15 protein-coding genes are annotated in these 18,230 nt (G+C 62.9%); 7 read left to right on the top strand and 8 right to left on the bottom strand.

The window, feature by feature from the left end; translation table 11 throughout:
- Positions 1–114: 114 nt before the first annotated feature.
- The 4 genes from M3G19_RS06230 to M3G19_RS06215 are packed head-to-tail and all read left to right on the top strand — an operon-like array spanning position 115 to position 6,357.
- Positions 115–4,887, top strand: a complete 4,773-nt coding sequence (locus M3G19_RS06230; RefSeq protein WP_259901556.1) for a DEAD/DEAH box helicase — start codon at positions 115–117, stop codon at positions 4,885–4,887.
- A 38-nt stretch (positions 4,888–4,925) separates the two neighbouring features.
- On the top strand, positions 4,926–5,132 hold the full coding sequence (locus M3G19_RS06225; protein WP_259901552.1) for a CopG family transcriptional regulator: 207 nt from the start codon (positions 4,926–4,928) through the stop codon (positions 5,130–5,132).
- A gap of 32 nt (positions 5,133–5,164) precedes the next feature.
- Positions 5,165–5,509: a type II toxin-antitoxin system death-on-curing family toxin gene (locus M3G19_RS06220; protein ID WP_259901549.1), complete on the top strand. Its 345-nt coding sequence runs from the start codon at positions 5,165–5,167 to the stop codon at positions 5,507–5,509.
- Between the two features lie 23 nt (positions 5,510–5,532).
- Positions 5,533–6,357, top strand: coding sequence for a DNA-formamidopyrimidine glycosylase family protein (locus tag M3G19_RS06215; protein WP_259901547.1), 825 nt, complete (start codon positions 5,533–5,535; stop codon positions 6,355–6,357).
- Here M3G19_RS06215 and M3G19_RS06210 read toward each other — a convergent pair whose 3' ends face one another.
- From M3G19_RS06210 to pgi, 4 genes are all read right to left on the bottom strand, one after another.
- Positions 6,358–6,591 carry a hypothetical protein gene (locus tag M3G19_RS06210; protein ID WP_259901540.1) on the bottom strand — a complete coding sequence of 78 codons (234 nt, stop codon included), beginning with the start codon at positions 6,589–6,591 and terminating at the stop codon, positions 6,358–6,360.
- Between the two features lie 50 nt (positions 6,592–6,641).
- A complete protein-coding gene (locus tag M3G19_RS06205; protein ID WP_259901538.1) occupies positions 6,642–7,271 on the bottom strand; it encodes a DedA family protein in 630 nt (209 codons plus the stop codon).
- Positions 7,272–7,286: 15 nt separating this feature from the next.
- Positions 7,287–8,774 (bottom strand): glutamate-cysteine ligase family protein, encoded by a 1,488-nt coding sequence (locus tag M3G19_RS06200; RefSeq protein WP_259901530.1) that lies wholly within the window; start codon positions 8,772–8,774, stop codon positions 7,287–7,289.
- Positions 8,775–8,841: 67 nt separating this feature from the next.
- Positions 8,842–10,479, bottom strand: a complete 1,638-nt coding sequence (gene pgi / locus M3G19_RS06195; protein WP_259901524.1) for a glucose-6-phosphate isomerase — start codon at positions 10,477–10,479, stop codon at positions 8,842–8,844.
- A 103-nt stretch (positions 10,480–10,582) separates the two neighbouring features.
- On the opposite strand from pgi, the gene M3G19_RS06190 reads away from it, so the two are divergent.
- Positions 10,583–10,903, top strand: coding sequence for an antibiotic biosynthesis monooxygenase (locus M3G19_RS06190; protein ID WP_259901516.1), 321 nt, complete (start codon positions 10,583–10,585; stop codon positions 10,901–10,903).
- A gap of 122 nt (positions 10,904–11,025) precedes the next feature.
- On the opposite strand, the gene M3G19_RS06185 is transcribed toward M3G19_RS06190, so the two are convergent.
- Together M3G19_RS06185 and M3G19_RS06180 are read right to left on the bottom strand one after the other, a co-directional pair.
- Complete coding sequence (locus M3G19_RS06185; RefSeq protein WP_259901506.1) at positions 11,026–12,045, bottom strand: hypothetical protein; 1,020 nt, start codon at positions 12,043–12,045, stop codon at positions 11,026–11,028.
- 154 nt (positions 12,046–12,199) lie between these two features.
- Positions 12,200–12,499 (bottom strand): chorismate mutase, encoded by a 300-nt coding sequence (locus M3G19_RS06180; protein ID WP_259901504.1) that lies wholly within the window; start codon positions 12,497–12,499, stop codon positions 12,200–12,202.
- A gap of 87 nt (positions 12,500–12,586) precedes the next feature.
- Here M3G19_RS06180 and pcrA point away from each other — a divergent pair, with 87 nt between their 5' ends.
- Entirely contained in the window at positions 12,587–14,881 is a 2,295-nt protein-coding gene (gene pcrA, locus M3G19_RS06175) for a DNA helicase PcrA (RefSeq protein WP_259901497.1), read from the top strand.
- A 4-nt stretch (positions 14,882–14,885) separates the two neighbouring features.
- Here pcrA and M3G19_RS06170 read toward each other — a convergent pair whose 3' ends face one another.
- Both M3G19_RS06170 and M3G19_RS06165 read right to left on the bottom strand, forming a co-directional pair.
- Positions 14,886–15,566: a M23 family metallopeptidase gene (locus M3G19_RS06170; RefSeq protein ID WP_259901488.1), complete on the bottom strand. Its 681-nt coding sequence runs from the start codon at positions 15,564–15,566 to the stop codon at positions 14,886–14,888.
- Between the two features lie 250 nt (positions 15,567–15,816).
- Entirely contained in the window at positions 15,817–16,542 is a 726-nt protein-coding gene (locus M3G19_RS06165) for a M23 family metallopeptidase (RefSeq protein WP_259901486.1), read from the bottom strand.
- Between the two features lie 203 nt (positions 16,543–16,745).
- Here M3G19_RS06165 and M3G19_RS06160 point away from each other — a divergent pair, with 203 nt between their 5' ends.
- Complete coding sequence (locus M3G19_RS06160; RefSeq protein WP_259901484.1) at positions 16,746–18,224, top strand: DUF6350 family protein; 1,479 nt, start codon at positions 16,746–16,748, stop codon at positions 18,222–18,224.
- Positions 18,225–18,230: the final 6 nt, after the last annotated feature.

Raw genomic sequence — 18,230 nt, 5'->3', positions numbered from 1 at the left:
TTGAATGTCCGCTGGTAGAGGATCGTTTGGGTTTGGCTTCCCATGAAGCTTCCCACTTAACATCACACATGGTGGGAAGTTAAGTGTTATGTTCCGGCCGGTTAAGGTGAAAGCGTGCCTGACAGACCTTTCGACCGATTTGTGAGCGGGGAAACTGGTCGCATTCTCGACCGCTTCCACCCGCAGGTGGCCACGTGGTTCGAGGAGGTCTTCGCCGCGCCGACTCCGGTGCAGGAACAGGCATGGAAATCGATCTCGGAGAGGGAGAACACCCTCGTTGTCGCCCCAACGGGTTCCGGTAAGACGCTGGCGGCTTTCCTCTGGTCGCTCAATTCGATGGTGCAGCGTTCCGGCCAGCAAGCCCTGCATTTCGACGACAATGCGGCGCTGCAGCGCACCACCACGGGAACGCGCGCGGGCGTGCGGGTGCTCTACATTTCGCCGCTCAAAGCCCTCGGCGTGGATGTGGAGAATAACCTCCGCGCACCCCTGACCGGCATCGCCCGCGTGGCGCAGCGCATGGAGCTGGACATGCCGGATATCTCCGTGGCCGTGCGCTCCGGCGATACCCCGCAGGCCGAACGCAACCGGCAGGCCCGCAAACCGCCAGACATCCTCATCACCACCCCGGAGAGCCTCTATCTGATGCTCACCTCCAAGACCGCGGGGATTTTGAAGACGGTGGACACGGTCATCGTGGACGAGATCCACGCGCTCGCCGGCACCAAGCGCGGCGTGCATTTGGCCCTGTCGATGGAGCGCCTCCGCAGATTAGCGGGCGATTTCCAGCGCATCGGCCTGTCAGCGACGGTGCGACCGCTCGATGCGGTGGCGAATTTCTTGGGCGAGCGCACCACGATCGTGAACCCGCCAGCGGAAAAGAAGTGGAAGCTGGATGTCCACGTCCCGGTCGAGGACATGAGCGACCTGCCCGTGCCGGAAGAAGGCTCGCCGATCGGGGACGCGGTGATCGACACCTCGGCGATCTCCGACGACGTGCTCGATTTCAACTTGGACGGGCCGGAAGAGAAGAAAGACCTTGCTCCGCCGCCGACCCCGGGGCAGTCGTCGATCTGGCCGCATATCGAGGCGCAGCTCTACCAGGAGGTGATGGCGCACCAGTCGACCATCGTCTTCGTCAACTCCCGCCGGACAGCTGAGCGGCTGACCAGCCGGCTCAACGAGATCTGGGCTTCTGAGCACGATCCGGACGCGCTCAGTCCGGATACGCGCCGACCGCCGGCACAGTTGATGAAGTCGGTGGATGTGGCGGGTGAAGCCGCACCGGTCATCGCCCGCGCCCACCATGGGTCGGTCTCCAAAGAGGAGCGCAAGGCGACAGAGACTGCGCTGAAAGAAGGAACGCTGCGCGCGGTCGTGTCCACCAGCTCGCTGGAGCTCGGCATCGACATGGGCGCGGTGGACCTGGTGGTGCAGGTGGAATCCCCGCCGAGTGTCGCCTCGGGTCTGCAGCGCGTGGGCCGCGCCGGGCACTCGGTCGGTGCGGTCTCCGAAGGCTCGTTTTATCCGAAGCACCGCTCGGACTTAGTCCAAACTGCGGTGACGGTCCCCCGGATGCGGGAAGGATTGATCGAGGAGCTCCACACCCCGAAGAGTCCGCTCGATGTGCTCGCCCAGCAGACCGTCGCCGCCGTCGCGGTGGAGGACCTCGAGCTGGATGACTGGTACGAGACCGTCACCCGCGCCTGGCCATACCGCGACCTCGCCCGAGAAGTCTTCGATGCGGTCGTCGACCTCGTCATTGGCATCTACCTGTCCACCGACTTCGCGGAGCTGCGTCCCCGCGCGATTCTCGATGGCACGACGCTCAAGGCCCGCCCCGGCGCCCAGCGCGTTGCCGTGACCAACGCGGGCACCATCCCGGACCGAGGCATGTTCGGAGTCTTCCTGGTCGCGAGCGATCAAGAAGGGGGGCAAGGACCGCGCCGTGTCGGCGAGCTCGACGAGGAGATGGTCTACGAGTCGCGCGTCGGCGACGTGTTCACCCTCGGCGCGTCCAGTTGGCGGATCGAGAACATCACGCGCGACCAAGTGCAGGTCTCTCCCGCGCCGGGCCACACGGGGCGCTTGCCGTTCTGGAACGGCGACAGCGCGGGCAGGCCGTACGAACTCGGTCTCGCTCTTGGCGCGTTCCGCAGGGAAGCGAAGAGTGATCCATCAATCATCGACGCGAGCCTCGACACCTACGCCCACGACAACCTGCTGAAATACCTCGAGGAGCAGGAAGAAGCGACCGGGATCGTCCCCGACGAGAAGACGCTCGTGCTCGAGCGTTTCACGGACGAGTTGGGGGATTGGCGCGTGGTGCTGCACACGCCGTTCGGTAAAGGTGTCAACGCCGCGTGGGCGCTGGCGACGGGGTGGCGCGTTGCGCAGGAGACAGGCATGGATGCTCAAGCGGTCGCGGGCGACGACGGTATCGTGCTGCGCCTGCCGCAGGGAGAGAAGGAGCCCGACGGCTCGATTTTCGCCTTCGACGCCGACGAGATCGCGGATATCGTCACCGAGCAAGTGGGCAATTCCGCACTGTTCGCCTCCCGTTTCCGCGAGTGCGCCGCACGCGCATTGCTCCTGCCGCGCCGCAATCCCGGCAAGCGGGCGCCGCTGTGGCAGCAGCGGCAACGCGCGGAGCAGCTTCTCGACGCCGCCCGCAGCTACCCGTCCTTCCCGATCATCCTGGAGACAGTCCGCGAGTGCCTCCAGGACGTCTACGATTTGCCGTCGCTGCAGGACGTGATGCGCAGCCTGGCCACCCGCCGCATCCGCATTGCCGAGGTGACCACTGACCAGCCGAGCCCGTTCGCGTCGAGCCTGCTGTTCAACTACACCGGCGCGTTCATGTACGAAGGCGACACACCGCTCGCGGAAAAACGCGCCGCCGTCCTCGCACTCGACCCGTCGTTGCTCGCGAAATTGCTCGGCACCGTCGAATTGCGTGAGCTTCTCGACGCCGACGTCATCGCCGAGGTCGATGCCTCCCTGCGCCGACTCGGAAAGGCCGAGACTTCGGAGCAGTTCGCTGACACGCTCCGCATCGTCGGACCCGTTCCCGTCGATCAGCTCGAGCTCTACACCTCGGTTCCCGCCGCCGCTCTCGAAGAGAGCCTGGGCAAGCGGATCATGCGTGTGCGCATCGGCGGCCGTGAGCATCTCGCCCAAGCGCTCGACGCGCCATTGCTTCGCGACGGCCTCGGTGTCCCCGTCCCTCCCGGCATCGCCGCCCAGGTGGCCACGATCCCGGATGCGCTCAGCCAACTGGCCAGCCGGTGGGTGCGAACACGCGGGCCGTTCACCCTGCGCGACCTCGCCGCCGCATTCGGTCTGTCCGTCGGTGCCTCCTATGAGACACTGAAGCGCCTCATTGAGGACGGGAAGGTCATCGAGGGCCGTTACCGCCAGGGCGTCGAGGAGCAGGAATACATGGGGGCAGAGGTCCTGCGTATCGTGCGCACCCGCTCGCTCGCCGCCGCTCGTGCGCAGACCCGCCCGGTCTCCCAGTCGGCCCTCGGCCGCTTCATGCCCGCCTGGCTCAATATCGCCCCGGCGGGGCAGCGGCCGGCACTCCGCGGCGCCGACGGCGTCTTTTCTGTCATCGAACAGCTCGCCGGGATCCGTCTGCCCGCCAGCGCGTGGGAGTCGATGATCCTTCCCAGCCGCGTCGGCGATTATTCCCCGGAGATGCTCGACGAGCTCACCTTGTCCGGTGAAGTGCAGATCGTCGGGGCGGGCAAAGCCGGTGCGCGCGATCCGTGGATCATGCTGCTTCCCGCCGACTACGCGGCGCAGCTCATTCCCGTTCCGGAAGAGCCGCTGCTGAGCCTCACTCAACAGCGCGTGATGGACAAGATCAACGTCGGTGGCGGCTATCTCTTCACCGACCTGCTCGGGCCCGCATCTGAATCGTTCACCACCTCCGATGAACTCCGCGAATCCATGTGGGACCTGGTTGAAGCTGGACTCATCGCGCCGGATTCCTTCGCGCCGATCCGCGCGCGCCTTGCCGGCGGCAAGCATGGCAAGACAGCGCACCGCGCGAAGCGTCGGCCGTCGCGAAGCCGCATCCGTTCCGGCCGCACGACCTTTGCCAACGTCACCCCGCCGGACATGACTGGGCGCTGGGCCGCGACACCAACGCCAGACACTGACCCCACGCAGCGCTCGCTCGCGCACGGCGAGGCGTGGCTCGACCGCTACGGCGTAGTCACCCGCGGCAGCATCGTTGCCGAGGACGTTCTCGGCGGATTCGCGCTGGCCTACAAGACTCTGTCGGGGTTCGAGGAATCCGGCAAAGCCATGCGCGGCTACCTCGTCGAAGGGCTCGGCGCGGCGCAGTTCTCCACGCCCGCGACCATCGACCGGCTGCGCGGCCACCAGGATTCCGACGACCTCGTCGGTTGGCCGTCCGGCACGAAGGAGCCGAAGGCCTACGTGCTCGCCGCCACCGACCCGGCCAACCCGTACGGCGCGGCACTGCCGTGGCCTGACACCGGACCGACCCGCTCGGCAGGAGCACTCGTCGTGCTTATCGACGGCCTGCTTGCCGCCCACATCACCCGCGGCGGCAAGACAATGACCACCTTCTTCGACGGTTTCCCCGAAGGCACCGGCACCGAAGATGAATTGCTCACGATGGTCGTGGGAGCACTCACTGACTCGGTGGCGGCGGGAAGGTTGTCACCGTTGACCGTCGAAAAGCTCAACGGCGAGCCCGCATTCGCCCTGAAAAATCACGGTGCCGGCGCGTCCCCGCGCGGCGCGAAGATTGGTGGAAAAACTGTTGCCGCACCGAAGCGGCGGGGACGGACTGTCACCGATGCGATCAAAGCGATGGAGCTGGGCGGGGACCTTGATTTCGACGATCATTGAAAGGCTGCGATTGGTACCGGCGTGGTACCATTTGGCCCATGGCCATGAATTTGCGGTTGACGCCCGAAGTCGGCGAGAAGCTCGATGCTCTCGCTGAAATAGATGGAGCCTCAAAACAACAGGTGATTGCAAACCTGATCAGTGAGCGCTTTGAGCGCGAGACTGCTCGCGAGTTCGCAGAACGTGAACTCAGCTCGTTTTTTGATTCGCGCCAAGACCTCATGAATCGCCTCCGGGACGCTTGATGAATCCTCGTTCCGCCCTGCGACTGGAGTCAGTGAATCCGTGGCTTGAAGAACACGGCTTTTATGTCGCTGATCGGGGTCTCCTTGGCGCTGCGTTGGAACGCCCCTGGCTCACCTTTGAAGAGGCGGACCTTTATCCCGGGGTGTGGTTGAAAGCGGCCGCCCTCATGGACAGCATCATTTCAACCCACCCGTTCGTGGATGGGAATAAGCGCTCTGGTGTGCTGCTCGCGGTGCTATTACTGCGCGCTTACGATGTTCCCGTAGCTCACACCTCTTCGGATGACTGGTTCGAACTAGCGATTTCTGTAGCGACGGCGGCGCCGAGTGTCGAGGAAATTGCAGCGAGATTGCAAGCGATGGTTGAAGAATCCTAAAAGCCAGAACCTAGTATTTCAATATGCCTGAAGGTGATTCCGTCTACCAGCTGTCCAAACGGCTGCAGTTCATGACCGGGCGTGAGGTCACAGCGACATCGTTGCGGGTCCCACGGTTCGCCACCGTCGACTTCACGGGCATGACAGTGGAGCGTGTGTGGCCGTATGGGAAGCACTTGTTCATGCAGTTCGGGGCAGATGGCCACGACGCGCAGATCCTGCACACGCATCTGAAGATGGAAGGTACGTGGTCCGTTCACCGCGTGGGAACGAAATGGACAAAGCCCGGCCACACCGCGCGCGTCGTGCTCCAGCTTTTCGACGATGCCGGTGACATCGAGCTCGTTGGCCACTCCTTGGGGCTCGTCGATGTCTTCCCCGCGCGCGAGTACGAGGCCGAGATGGGGTACCTCGGGCCTGATCTTCTGGCCGAGGATTTCGACCACGATGAGGCAATGCGCCGCATTCTCGCTGACCCGGAGCGAGAGATCGGCAGAAGCTTGCTCGATCAGTATCGCGTCGCAGGTATCGGCAACGAATACCGTGCGGAGATCTGCTTCCTCGGCGGCGTCCATCCGGCGCGGACGGTGGCTGAGGTGGGCGAAGAAGGCGTCGACAAGCTCCTGCGCATTGCGCGCCGTCTGATGTGGGCGAATAAAGACGAGGTCAAACGCGTGACCACCGGCGTGAAACGCGCCGGCGAGACCACCTACGTGTTCGGGCGCAACAAAAAGCCCTGCCGCCGGTGCACCACCTTGATCACCAAGGGGTTCTTAGGCGGGCAGGGCGGTTTAGAGCGCGTGATCTGGTGGTGTCCCACCTGTCAGCCGGAGCCTGTGAGTTTCTAGCTATCTGGTGTCGAGCTCGCTTCCTTGTGAGTCATGATGGTCGCTTCTTCGGTTCCTGTCGATGACGAAATTGGACAAAAGCGCGGCGCATGCACCAATCGCTACCCCGGCAAGAAGGATTTTTGAACGAGCAGGCTGCTCGATGCCTCCTACCAATACGATGATTAGCGCGACCGCCAACGCTCCGAAGATAAGAGCGATCTGAATAACGTACTGGCGTTTGGAAAACTTCATCTTGTGGCCTTTCTCACGAGGGGGTCGAAGAGGGCTTGGGATGAGCCTGACTAAGCAGTCGGTGCCTCGTTCTTCTCCCGGATCGCACGGCGGATAAAGAAGATGAGGAAGCCTAGCAGGATCACGAGGAGGATCACGTAGACGACCTTGGAGTACTGGTCGATGTACCCGGTGACGGCCTCCCAGTTCTCGCCGAGCTTGAAGCCCAGGAAGATGAGGATGAAATTCCAAACGGCGGAGCCGAGGGTGGTCCACAGTCCGAAGGTGAGCAGGTTCATTCGGTCCAGGCCGGCGGGAATGGAGATCAGCGAGCGGATGCCGGGGATCAGGCGGCCGAAGAGAATCGAGGGCCTGCCGTATTTGTCGAACCAGGCGAGGGATTTATCAACGTCAGAGGCCTTGACCAGCCACATCCAGTCGGCGATGGCGCGCAGGCGGTCCGCGCCGAGCCAGGCGCCGATGCCGTAGAGAATGTACGCGCCCACTACGGAACCGATCGTTGCCCAGATGAACACCGAGATGAAGTTCAGGGAACCCTGGGCCACGGTGAAGCCGCCGAGTGGCAGGACCACCTCGGAAGGGATCGGCGGGAAGAGGTTTTCTAGCAGGATGGCGATGCCGACGCCGGGGGCGCCGAGCGTATCCATCAAACTGACAATGAAGTCAATGATTGCGGACATGGCAAGTATCTTGCCTTATGAGATGTCGGTCGACCAAGAATGAACCGGCGCGCCAGTCTTCTGATTCTCCAAGTAGAGCTTCAACATTTTCGCCAGAGCTTCCTGCCGCTCCGGTGTCGCGGGCTTCGTGCCGGGGCCGTATTTATCCAGCACATCCAGCTGCCAGGTTGCGCCGTTCTGGCGGTGCCATGCGCGGCCCTCAATGACTTTCAAGTACTTGTCGGCCAGATCTTCATCGACATCGAGGAGGCGCAGTCCCTCATGCGCCTGGTCGAGCAGGTGATTGAGGACGAGGTTGGACACGTCGATGCGCCCCAGCGTCGGCCACGTCATCGTCGCGCCGATGCCGTCCCTGGCACCGGCGTAGAAATTGCTCCGCGCATCGTCGAAGGTCAGGCGCGACCACACTGGGCGGGTCTGCTCGCCCAAGAATTTCGCGAGCCCGTAGTAGAACGCGGCATCCGCGATGATGTCGATCGTCGTCGGGCCGGCCGCGAGCAGGCGGTTCTCCACACGGATATGGGACAGCTCCAGCGACGGATCGTAGATCGGGCGGTTCCAGCGCCACACCGTGCCGTTGTGCAGGTTCAGGTAGTGCAAGCCCGGGCTGTTGCCGTCCATCATCGGTTTGCCCGCGTCAGTGCGGGATTCCGGAATGAGCGGGGAGAAGTACCGGACGTTTTCCTCGAAGAGGTCGAACACGCTCGTGATCCAGCGCTCGCCGAACCACACGCGCGGGCGCACTCCCTGGTTGACCAGGGTGTCCGTGCGGGTATCAATGGATTGCTTGAAGACCGGGATGCGCGATTCATGCCACGTGCGGTGCCCCATGAACAGCGGGGAGTTCGCACTCAGCGCCACCTGCGGGCCGGCGATCGCTTGGGACGCATTCCACGCTTCCGGGAACCGGTTCGGCGCGACTTGGAGGTGCAGCTGCATCGACGTGCAGGTCGACTCCGTGGCGATGTCATCGAAAGTGGCGCGGTAGCGCTCCTGCCGCGCGACGTCGATATGCACGAGCTCGCCGCGCGCCTCGACGACCATATTCGACAGCGCGGAATAGCGGTTCTCCTGCGTCATCCACTCGTCGCTTCGCAGATAATCAGTGGTCACCGTCGGCAGCGTGCCGATCATCGCCAGATTCGCACCAGCTTTTTTCGCCGCCTTATCGACGGCCCGCAGACGCTCATCCAGCCCCTCGTGCAGCACCGTCAACCCGTCGCCGGACAGCTCCATCGGCGGGTGGTTCACCTCGACGTTATAGCGGCCAATCTCGGCCTGGAATTCGTCGGAAAGCTCGGCGAGCACTTCCTTATTGCAGCCCGCGGGAGCCATCGTGTCGTCCACGAGATTGAGTTCGAGCTCGAGCCCGATGGTGCCGTGATCGACGAATTCAGCCTCCTGGAGGTGGCGATCGAAGATCTCCAGATCGTCCAGGAGCGCCTGACGGTATTTGGTCCGCTCTTTCGGGGTGTATGAATCGCGTGAAACGGCATCGCCCATGCGTAAATCTTATCCGCGCGCACGACGGGATGCACCGTATTCACACCCGCATTGCATTCACATGCGGCTATTTCTTGCTGCGGTACCACCCGATGAGCGCGTCGGTGGAGGAATCGCCAGTGTCAGGTTCTTCCGCACCGGAGACCGCGCCAGCGAGCTCATTCGCCTGCGCCTTGCCCAGCTCCACGCCCCACTGGTCGAAGGAATTGATGCCCCAGATCACGCCCTGCGTGAACACGATGTGCTCGTACAGCGCGATGAGAGCGCCCAACGCATGCGGTGTGAGTTCCTCCGCAAGGATCGTGGTGGTGGGGCGGTTGCCAGGCATGACCTTGTGCGGGGCCAATTGCTTATCGACGCCACCTGCCTCCACCTCTTCCTGCGTTTTCCCGAAAGCCAGCACCTTCGTCTGCGCGAAAAAATTCCCCATGAGGAGATCATGCATGGAGCCTTCCCCAGAAGCGGTGGGCAGGTCCTGCTTCGGGTTGGCGAAGCCGATGAAGTCTGCCGGCACCATTGTCGTGCCCTGGTGGATCAGCTGGTAGAAGGCATGTTGGCCGTTGGTGCCTGGTTCGCCCCAGAAGATCTCGCCAGTGTCGTAGGTGACCGGGGTGCCGTCGATACGCGTGCTCTTGCCGTTCGACTCCATGGTGAGCTGCTGCAGGTACGCCGGGAAGCGGGAGAGATCCTCGGAGTAGGGCAGCACCGCGTGGGTGTCTGCGCCGTGGAAATTGCGGTACCAGATATTCAGCAGGCCCATGAGCGCCGGAATATTTTCCTCCAGCGGTGCCGTGCGGAAGTGCTCGTCCATCGCGTTGAAACCCTCGAGGAAACGCATGAAGTCCTGCGGGCCGATCACCGCCATGAGCGAGAGGCCGATCGCCGAATCGACGGAGTAGCGGCCGCCGACCCAGTCCCAGAACGGGAACATATTGTCAGTGTCGATGCCGAATTCGGCGATCTTCTCCGCATTCGTCGACACCGCCACGAAATGCTTCGCGATAGCCGACTCATCCCCGTCGAACTGCTCCAGCAACCAGCGCTTCGCCGCATGCGCGTTGGACAGCGTCTCCTGGGTGGTGAAGGTCTTCGACGCCACGATGAACAGCGTCTCGCCCGCCTCGGCGTCGTCGAGCACACTCGTCATATCCGCGGGGTCGACATTGGAGACGAACTCCGCGGTGATCCCCGCCGTCGCGTACGTGCGCAGTGCCTTGGTGGCCATCGCCGGGCCCAAGTCGGAGCCGCCAATACCGATATTGACGACCTTCTTGATCGTGTGGCCCGTATGGCCGAGCCACTCGCCGGAGCGCAGCTTCGACGCGAAATCGCGCATCCGGCTCAGCACCTCGTGCACGTCAGCCGCGACATCCTGTCCGTCCACCTTGAGGTCGTCTTCCGCCGGGATGCGCAAACCGGTGTGGAGCACCGCGCGGTCCTCGGTGGTGTTGATGTGCTCGCCGGTGAACATCTTCTCCGTCGCGCCTTTCAGGTCCGCCTCCTCAGCGAGGGCCACCAGTGCTTTGAGAACGTCCTCGTCGACGAGGTTCTTCGACAGGTCTACGTGCAGGCCTGCCGCGTCGAACGTGAATTTCTCGGCCCGGCCACTATCGGTGTCGAACATCTCCCGCAAGGTCTTCTTGCTCTTCTCAGCGTGGAGTTTCAGCAGTTCGTTCCAAGTGGTTGTGGAGGTGATGTCGGTCATTGCCACTCCTAGAGGGGGTCATCGAGGGGATCTGCGGTCAATGCCTCCCAGACTAATGAAACTTACGGAACCCGGACCCGAATTTCGGCCATAATGGGAAGCCATGAGCATCGTGAAGATCAACGCAATCACCGTCCCCGAAGGCGCCGGCGAGCAGCTCGAGCAGCGCTTCGCAGCGCGCAAGCACGCCATCGACTCCCAGCCCGGCTTCGAGGGGTTCCAACTGCTGCGCCCGGTCAAGGGCGAAGAGCGCTACTTCGTAGTCACCCGCTGGGCCGACGAGGAGTCCTACAAGAACTGGTGGGCCGGCGAAGGCAAGGCCGCCCACGCCCACAAGGACGGCGAGGAACCCCGCAAGCCGGTCGCATCCGGTGCCGAACTCCTCGAATTCGAAGTCGTGCTCGATTCGCTCGAGCAGGACTAGGTTTTTGGTCGGGAGGTCTGGGGATTTCTGGATTTAGATCGACTTCAGAGTCGCGGATTTCCTGTTTTCCCAGGTCAGATTTGCGTGACGTGGAATCTATTTAAGCTATATCCAGCGCTCGTTCAGCCCACCACTCCGCGGGACTTCAATAACCGGAACAGAACCCATGGCAGCTGCTCCAGTGTCCCTGCCGACACGCGGACGACCGTCCATCCTTGTAGCTGGCATTCAAGACTGATCCGGAAGTCTTTGTCGCGCTGGTTCCTTGACAGGTGGTGCCCGCCGTCGTACATCAACGCGATCTTCAGGTCGACCAGCGCGAGGTCGAAGGTGGTGATGAGCCTCTCGCCGTCGAAAAGCGGCACCTGTTCGATGAAGACGAGCCCGGCCGGGCGCAGTTTAACGCACAGCTGCGCCCACTCTGCTGCACCGGCAAGCCTCGGGTCTTTCACAAGCGCCGTGCACATCAAGCGCATTTCAGTCTCTTTAGGGGAGTCCGCGAGCTGTCTAGATAAAGCGAGCACTTTCGTGACCCATTGCCTGTTCACCCGCCCGCGCGCGGCCCGAAGGATCGCAGGCTCGGAAACACCCAGGTGCCGCCGCGCCGCATCGACGAGTTGGACTGCCCACAGAAGTTGCGCATCGGATACCCATGTCGGCGTGGCCCACCCGTGAATTCCGTCGCGGATGTCTTGGAGAGCCTCAACCACTGCGTCAGTCGGTTGGCTCAGCGGGATATTTGTCCCGCGCCATCTGACGGTCCACGTGCGCTTCGCTTTTCGACGCCTCCTCACCAGCCCCCACTCCCTGTCGCCGTCCCCGGCAGAAGTGTTCACGGTGGCGTCGCATGAATCGGCGAGGAACGGTAAACCGAGCAGGGCCAACGCGCTCACGCCCGAGACGACGCATTCCGGGTTGTCGTGCGCGTGCGCAATGGCGCGGATTCCGGCCGGTGCGTCGTGCATGTGGCGCCGCGGGTGGAACCGGGCATCGTGGTGAATGAGTTCTTGCGCGCGCACCGGGAAGTGCGTCGCCCACCAGGCGGGGGAGACCCGCACTCCGGTGCCTTCTTGATTCAGGCGTCCGGGGACTCGCCCGGTGATATCCATTTCGTCGCTGCATGGGAGTTGGGTGAAAGCCATGCCTTTTTAGACTGGCTCCACACGGTATCGGTTCCCGCACAGAATGAGGGGCTGGATTTAGTTTGAATCGTTACTGCGTCACGTAAATCTGACCTGGGGAAACGGCCTGCACTACTAACCGAAATTCAATCGTGATCCAGATCCACCGAGAAACTCAGCCCAACTTGCCCCGGCCGAGTCGCAGCAAAATGGCGGCGAGGTTGGGGCCTTCTTCACCGAGCTCGTCGCGGAACTGGTTGATGATGGCTACTTCGCGGGTGTGGACAAGGCGGGTGCCGCCAGAGCCCATGCGGGTCTTGCCGATGGCATTAGCAATCTCTGAGCGGCGCTTCACGGCATCGAGGATGACGCGGTCGAGCCGGTCGATTTCTTGGCGGTAGGCCTGGATCTCCTCGTCGGACAACGGGTCGTCGGTGCCGGACGGGTGCCTGATATCGCTGTTCTCCACGCTCATAACCATTGATTCTGCCACGAATTCCACAGCGTGTTCGGACGGCTCCGGACGGGGTGGTTCACCCCGCCAAGTACGGTAGGAGCCATCATGGGAACAGATTTGATTTTGGGGTTGAATCCGCAGCAGAAGGCAGCCGTTGAGCACTCCGGCAGCCCGCTGCTCATTGTCGCTGGCGCTGGATCCGGCAAGACGGCTGTGCTGACGCGCAGGATCGCGTTTCTGCTGCAGGAGCGCGGGGTAGCGCCGTGGGAGATCCTGGCCATCACCTTCACCAATAAGGCTGCCGCGGAGATGAAAGAGCGCGTCAGTCAGCTGATCGGGCCGCAGGCGGAGCGGATGTGGGTGGCCACATTCCACTCGGTGTGCGTGCGTATTCTGCGGCAGCAGGCGCAGCTGGTGAAGGGCCTGAACACGAACTTCACTATTTATGACGGGGATGATTCGCGGCGTCTGTTGGGCATGATCGCGAAGGAAGCGAACCTGGATCTGAAGAAGTTCTCGCCGCGTGCGCTAGCGAATGCGATTTCGAATCTGAAGAACGAGTTGATCGGGCCAGAGCGCGCGCAACGAAACGCCGAGAAAACGAAGAATCCGTTTGAGACGACGGTGGCGAAGGTCTATGCCGAGTACCAGCGTCGTCTGCGTGAGGCGAATGCGGTGGACTTCGACGACCTGATCGGAGAGGTGGTCGGGCTGTTCCAGCGCCACCCCCATGTGGTGGAGTACTACCGGCGTCGGTTCCGCCATGTGTTGGTGGACGAGTACCAGGACACCAACCACGCGCAGTACGAGCTGATCCACACGCTCGTCGGTAACGGTGCCGATGCACCGGAGCTGGCGGTTGTGGGCGATTCGGATCAGTCGATTTATGCGTTCCGTGGGGCCACGATCCGCAATATCGAGGAATTCGAGCGTGATTACCCGAATGCGACGACGATCATGCTGGAGCAGAACTACCGCTCGACGCAGAATATTCTCGCCGCGGCGAATGCGGTGATCGCGCAGAACGCCGGCCGCCGCCCAAAGAAGCTGTGGACGGATCTGGGAGAGGGCGAGAAGATCGTCGGGTACGTCGCGGACAATGAGCACGACGAGGCACGTTTTGTCGCCAGCGAAGTCGACGCATTGGCGGACCGGGGCACGGATTATTCGGATATCGCGGTCATGTACCGCACGAACAACTCGTCGCGTGCGTTGGAGGATATTTTCATCCGCGCGGGCATCCCGTACAAGGTGGTCGGCGGCACGCGCTTCTACGAGCGCAAGGAGATCCGCGATGTCATCGCCTACCTGCGCGTGCTGGAGAACCCGGATGATTCGGTGAGCATGCGCCGCATCATCAATGTGCCGAAACGCGGCATCGGTGACAAGGCGCAGGCGATGGTCGCGCTGTATGCGGACAACCACCAGATCAGCTTCGGGCGCGCGCTGATTGATGTCGCGGGCGGGGAAGGCGATGCCATCTCGTCCCGCTCCCGGAACGCGATCTCCAGGTTCGTCGACATTTTGAACGGTCTGCGCGCCGATATGGACGAACTCGTCAACGAGGTGACTGGCATGCCGGATTTGGGCGGTCTGGTCGCCCGCATTCTGGATGTGACCGGCTACCGCGCGGAGTTGGAGGCATCGAATGACCCGCAGGACGGGGCGCGGCTGGACAACCTCAACGAGCTTGTGTCGGTGGCCCGGGAGTTCTCGTCCGATGCAGCGAACACGATGGCGTACGAGGAGTTCGATCCGGACAGCGGTGAAGCACAGCCAGGATCGCTGCAGGCGTTCTTGGAGCGTGTCTCCTTCGTCGCTGATGCGGACCAAATCCCAGATGAGGGGCAGGGCGTTGTAACGCTGATGACGTTGCACACGGCGAAGGGATTGGAATTCCCAGTCGTATTTGTCACCGGCTGGGAGGACGGGCAGTTCCCGCACTTGCGTGCACTGGGTGATCCGGATGAACTCGCGGAAGAACGCCGTCTTGCTTATGTCGGCATTACTCGCGCACGCGAGCAGCTGTACCTGACCCGTGCGATGCTGCGGTCCTCGTGGGGCTCCCCGGTGACCAACCCCGCCAGTCGCTTCCTCGCGGAAGTCCCTGAGGACCTCCTCGACTGGCGGCGGGTGGAACCGGAGCGCTCCTTTTCCTCGGACGCGTGGGGCAGCCCGGTCCCCGCGCGACGCACGAGGCGCCGCAGCGAGAGCAGCGTGAAGGTGAATAAGAACCTTCAGCTGGCGAAGGGGGACCGTGTCAACCACGCGAAGTACGGGCTGGGCACGGTCATGAGCGTTGACGGTGTCGGTCCGCGGGAGACCGTCACCATCGATTTCGGTTCGAGTGGAACGGTGCGGCTCATGCTCATCGGCGGCGTGCCGATGGAGAAGATCTAGCCGCTTAGACGGTGATGCCGCGCTCGGCGAACCACGGCACCGGGTCCACTCGGTTCTCGCCGTCCGGCAAGATCTCGAAGTGCAGGTGCGGGCCGGTGGAGTGGCCCTCGTTGCCCATCTCGGCGATCTGCTGGCCGGCGGCGACGCGGTCGCCCACATTCACGTTGAACGAGCGGACGTGGCCGTAGACGCTGATGGAGCCGTCGTCGTGGCGCACACGGACCCACTTGCCGAAGCCACGGGCCGGCCCGGCGTTGATCACGGTGCCGTCCATGACGGCGAGGATCGGGGTGCCCAGATCATTGGCGATATCGATGCCGTAGTGGAAGGTGCCCCAACGCGGGCCGAAGCCGGAGGTGAAGCGACCCTGGGTCGGCATGACGACCTTATTGCCGTTCGGGGAGGTGCCTGACTGCTCGGTGACAGACGTGGTGGGGACGTCGGCGGTGGCTTCCTCTTCGTTGTACTCGGGAAGCTCGCGGGGGTCGTAGACGACCTGGTAGCCCGCGGCGGAGAAGGTCGCGCCCTTGGAGAAAATATCGTCGAGCGCCACGCCGATCGACGGCAGGGCGGGGCCGAGACCATCGACTTGCTGTCCGTTGACGGAGACGGAGAGCGCGTGGGCGGGAATAGCGGTCAGGGGGATGCTCAGTGCCACGGCGGCGACGAGGAGGCGTCGTTTCATGTCGTCTGTCGTCCTTTTACGCTTCGGGGAGTATAGGCATTTTCCAACTCGCAACATGCTAGCGGCAGAAACCACCCCGATCAATGTCATTTTCGTGGTTGACGTGCAGAAAAGGGCGAAACCACGCTCAAAAGTGCAGGTAATAACAGTTAACTAGTGTGACAAGAGTGAATTATGTGAATTTCCCGCCGGGGGGTGAAAAGCGCATAAAAATTCCCCCCGGGGTGAGCCGGAGGGAACTGTGAATTGTTTAGAGGGAGATGCCGCGCTCGGCCAGCCACGGGGCCGGGTCGACGGCGTCGCCGCCGTTCGGGTGGACCTCGAAGTGGAGGTGCGAACCGGTGGAGAAGCCGCGGGAGCCCATGCCAGCGATCTTCTGGCCGGCGTGAACCTTGTCGCCGACGGCGACGTCAATGGTCTCCATGTGGCCGTAGACGGTGATCGTGCCGTCCTCGTGGCGCAGGCGGACCCAGTTGCCGAAGCCGCCAGCCGGGCCTGCGTCGATGACCTCGCCGTCGGACACGGCGCGGATCGGGGTGCCGACGGCATTGGCAATGTCGACGCCCTTGTGGAAGGAGCCCCAACGCGGACCGAAGCCGGAGGTGAAGGTGCCCTCAGCCGGCTTCACGGTCAGCGGCGCGCGGGCGGCGAGATCGGCGGCGGAGCGGACCTTTGCGTACTCAACAGCCTTCCCCAGCTGTTCAGACAGGTTGTCCACGGGCTTGTACTCGCTGATGGCGAGGATCTGCGGGGCTGCCTGTGCGGCCTCGTCGGTGGCATCCTCGAGCGCTGCCTGGGCTGCGCTTGCGTGATCTGCGTTCGCTGCGGATGCGGCGGAGATTCCGCCGGATGCCACGGCGCCAGTTGCTACCGCGACTAATGCCACACGACCCTTGTTCGTGCTCTGCTTGCGGTGCTTGCCTGCGGTGCGGCGTGCGCTCGAAGAGTTCAAGGTGTACCTCGTTGAGATCGTCATTGGGTAACGGTTCGTTCTGGAATCGTAACCTCTTTGTTATCTACGGGGTGTAACAGTAGCGAGTCTCAGTGCAGCAAGCAAGCTAAATAGTGAGATTCACATATTCGTGTTTGAACCTTCATGCGTTACACAGTGATTGGGAATGGTTACTGAATCGTGTCCCAGCGCCCAATCGCACCGTTCACGTGCCAAAGTTGAAGGTGATGAGCAAGAACTCTAGTCCGCCAAGTAGATCGACTGGCACGGCGCCGTCGATAAGCCGTCGCCGTTTCCGCGCGGAGCGTAACGACGCCGCGAACCGCACGCCCGCTACGGAGCAGGCTCCCACGACGATGAAGGAGCGTGTCCGGCACTACCTTCCGTACGTGGGTGTTCCGAACCTCGTTGTGGTGCTCGGCATCGTTGTCGTATGTCTGGGGACGATTCTGCTCACGGGTGGCCGTCTCGCTGCTTTGCCGTCGTCGATCGCGGAGCTGTGGTTCGTGCTGCACGGCGTTCCGGTGAGTTTTCAAGGCGTGACGCTCGGCGCGATGCCGCTGGCTCCCGTCATTGGGGTGGTGGCGCTGATCGCGTGGCGTGTGCGTGCGGCTACCCGCGAACGCGTGAGCATTCTCGACCTATACGTGATCTTCGGGTTGGTCGTGCTCATACCGTTCACGCTTTCCGCGGTCGCGTGGTTCATGGTGGAAGATGCCACGGCAGTCTTCCCGTTGGCGCCGCCTGCGCTCCACAAGGCCCTCCTGATTCCGGTCGTCGTCCACCTCGCGGGTATGGCGTGCGGCATGAGCGGCCGCCTGTGGAAAGCACTTCTTACGCGTCTCGGCGCGCCCGATTCGCTTTACGACGCCGCCCGCGCGATCGTTCGCCTCTGCCTCCGCCTGCTCGCCGCTGCGGCCGTCGTGTACCTGATTGCCCTGGCGCTCGGCTTCGGTCGGATCAACGAGCTACTCGGCGAGTTCCCGACCTTGGGTGCCGGCGGCGGCTTCGCGTTGGTCGTGCTGAGTCTGCTGTATCTGCCGAATGCCGCCGTGTCCACCCTGGCTGTTCTGCTGGGCGCGCCTTTCGATATCGCCCGAGGTGGGGTGTCTCTCTTCGGCGCCGCGCTGGTACCGCTTCCGCCGTTCCCGCTGTTCGCCGCCATCCCTGGCGATGTTCCAGTCTGGGCCCCGGTCCTTCTGGTCATTCCTGCCGCTGTGATGATCCACTTCGTGCTCTCCCGCCGTTTGGATGGACTCGGAATTGTCTTCGCGGCTGCGCTGGCGGCTGCTTTCGCCGCGGTAGCGGGACTCATGTCCGGCGGCGAGGTCGGCGCCTACGGCTGGGTCGGCCCGAATCCGTGGTTCTTCGCCCTCGCTGCGGCCCTGTGGACTGCAATCATCTCGGGCGCCGCCTGGCTCGTTGCTTACTTCATGCAGCAGCGCAACGACGAGAAATCCGAGGAAGAGGAAGAGCCGGAAGAAGAGGAGCCGGAAGAAGAGCCTGAGCCGGAGATCATCGAGGCAGAAGAAGAGCTTGGGGCAGAGGAAGAAGAGGAGTCCGAGCCCGAGGTCATCGAAGCAGAAGAGGACGAGGAACCCGAGGAACCCGAGGAAGAAGAGGACGAAGGGGACGTCGATAAGACTGCTGCTTCTGGGGGCGGGTCGACGGCGATCTCGGTGAAAAACGAGGAGCAGCTAGACTGATCTTCT

The sequence above is a fragment of the Corynebacterium sp. p3-SID1194 genome, from assembly GCF_025144155.1.
GTDB lineage: Bacteria > Actinomycetota > Actinomycetes > Mycobacteriales > Mycobacteriaceae > Corynebacterium.
Note: the sequence above shows the minus strand (reverse complement) of the source record. Positions and strands in the feature narration are given on the sequence as shown.

What these genes read in the sequence shown, in the direction of transcription:
- M3G19_RS06225 (WP_259901552.1), top strand. Translation starts at nt 4,926, where the DNA reads ATGGCCATGAATTTGCGGTTGACGCCCGAAGTCGGCGAGAAGCTCGAT.
- M3G19_RS06215 (WP_259901547.1), top strand. Translation starts at nt 5,533, where the DNA reads ATGCCTGAAGGTGATTCCGTCTACCAGCTGTCCAAACGGCTGCAGTTC.
- M3G19_RS06210 (WP_259901540.1), bottom strand. Translation starts at nt 6,591, where the DNA reads ATGAAGTTTTCCAAACGCCAGTACGTTATTCAGATCGCTCTTATCTTC.
- M3G19_RS06205 (WP_259901538.1), bottom strand. Translation starts at nt 7,271, where the DNA reads ATGTCCGCAATCATTGACTTCATTGTCAGTTTGATGGATACGCTCGGC.
- M3G19_RS06200 (WP_259901530.1), bottom strand. Translation starts at nt 8,774, where the DNA reads ATGGGCGATGCCGTTTCACGCGATTCATACACCCCGAAAGAGCGGACC.
- pgi (WP_259901524.1), bottom strand. Translation starts at nt 10,479, where the DNA reads ATGACCGACATCACCTCCACAACCACTTGGAACGAACTGCTGAAACTC.
- M3G19_RS06190 (WP_259901516.1), top strand. Translation starts at nt 10,583, where the DNA reads ATGAGCATCGTGAAGATCAACGCAATCACCGTCCCCGAAGGCGCCGGC.
- M3G19_RS06185 (WP_259901506.1), bottom strand. Translation starts at nt 12,045, where the DNA reads ATGGCTTTCACCCAACTCCCATGCAGCGACGAAATGGATATCACCGGG.
- M3G19_RS06180 (WP_259901504.1), bottom strand. Translation starts at nt 12,499, where the DNA reads ATGAGCGTGGAGAACAGCGATATCAGGCACCCGTCCGGCACCGACGAC.
- pcrA (WP_259901497.1), top strand. Translation starts at nt 12,587, where the DNA reads ATGGGAACAGATTTGATTTTGGGGTTGAATCCGCAGCAGAAGGCAGCC.
- M3G19_RS06170 (WP_259901488.1), bottom strand. Translation starts at nt 15,566, where the DNA reads ATGAAACGACGCCTCCTCGTCGCCGCCGTGGCACTGAGCATCCCCCTG.
- M3G19_RS06165 (WP_259901486.1), bottom strand. Translation starts at nt 16,542, where the DNA reads ATGACGATCTCAACGAGGTACACCTTGAACTCTTCGAGCGCACGCCGC.
- M3G19_RS06160 (WP_259901484.1), top strand. Translation starts at nt 16,746, where the DNA reads ATGAGCAAGAACTCTAGTCCGCCAAGTAGATCGACTGGCACGGCGCCG.